Consider the following 1,515-nt stretch of genomic DNA (forward strand, 5'->3'; position numbering starts at 1 on the left):
GTTCTGGTGGTGGAGCGGCTTTCGGATGCCCGGCGTCTTGGGCATCGGGTGCTGGCGGTGGTTGCCGGGTCGGCGGTCAATCAGGATGGTGCGAGCAATGGTCTGACGGCGCCGAACGGTCCGTCGCAGCAGCGGGTGATTCGTGCGGCGTTGTCGTCGGCGGGTTTGTCGGCGTCGGATGTGGATGCGGTGGAGGCGCACGGCACGGGCACGGCCTTGGGTGATCCGATCGAGGCGCAGGCGTTGTTGGCGACCTATGGCCAGGATCGTGAACGGCCTTTGTGGCTGGGGTCGGTGAAGTCCAACATCGGTCATACGCAGGCCGCCGCCGGTGTCGCGGGGGTCATCAAGATGGTGCTGGCCATGCAGCACGGAACCCTGCCCCGCACCCTGCACGCCGACGAACCCACCACCCGCGTCGACTGGACGGCCGGCGACATACGGCTGCTGACAGACGTTCATGACTGGCCCGAGGCGGAGGACCGGCCCCGCCGCGCCGCCGTATCCGCGTTCGGCGTGAGCGGCACGAACGCGCATGTGGTGCTGGAACAGCCCGTCTCCGACGAGCGAGTTGAGTCTACGGACGAAGGACGGGCGGGGCCGAAGCAGACTCCGTGGGTGGTGTCGGCCCGGAGCCGGGACGCTTTGCGGGCCCAGGCCGCGCGGCTTTCGGCGTTCGTGGCCGAGCGTGGAGCGTTGTCCGCCGTCGAGGTCGGTGTGTCGCTGGTGCGTTCGCGTTCGGTGTTCGAGCACCGGGCTGTGGTGTGGGGTGCGGATCGTGAGGAGTTGCTGAGCGGTCTCGCTGCCGTGGCGGCCGGTGACTCTGCTGCCGGTGCGGTGGTGGGTGAGGTCGGCGAGGGTGGTCGTACCGGCTTCCTGTTCGCCGGGCAGGGGTCGCAACGGCCGGGCATGGGGCGGGAGTTGTACGAGGAGTACGCGGTCTTCGCGGACGCCTTCGACGCGGTGTGCGCCCACCTGGACACCGAACTTCCTCGCTCGCTGCGGGACGTGGTCTTCGGCGACGAGTGCGATGTTCTGAACCGTACGGAGTACGCGCAGCCCGCCCTCTTCGCTCTCGAAGTGGCGCTGTTCCGGCTGCTGGAGTCCTGGGGTGTGCGGCCGGATGTGCTGACTGGGCACTCCATCGGTGAGATCGCCGCCTCCCATGTGGCCGGTGTGTGGTCCCTTGCCGATGCGTGCCGACTCGTGGTGGCACGGGGGCGTTTGATGCAGGCGTTGCCCGAGGGTGGGGCGATGGTGGCGGTGGAGGCGTCCGAGGACGAGACCTTGCCGCTTCTGAACGACCGGGTGGGTCTTGCCGCGGTGAACGGGCCGCGGTCGGTGGTCTTTTCCGGTGACCGGGATGCGGTGGAGGAGGTCGCGGAGCATTTCCGTGCTCAGGGCCGCAAGTCGACGGTGTTGCGGGTGAGTCATGCGTTCCATTCGCCGTTGATGGAGCCGATGCTGGCGGAGTTCCGGGCGGTTGCGGAGGATCTGGCGTACGAGCCGCCGCAG

General features: G+C 68.6%; 1 protein-coding gene. It reads left to right on the forward strand.

Annotated features, from left to right (window positions below):
- Positions 1-1,515 (forward strand): type I polyketide synthase (locus ABZ822_RS32520; RefSeq protein ID WP_360862070.1); only part of this gene is annotated, 1,515 nt, incomplete at both ends.

The organism is Streptomyces sp. NPDC047108, assembly GCF_040643575.1.
GTDB lineage: Bacteria > Actinomycetota > Actinomycetes > Streptomycetales > Streptomycetaceae > Streptomyces.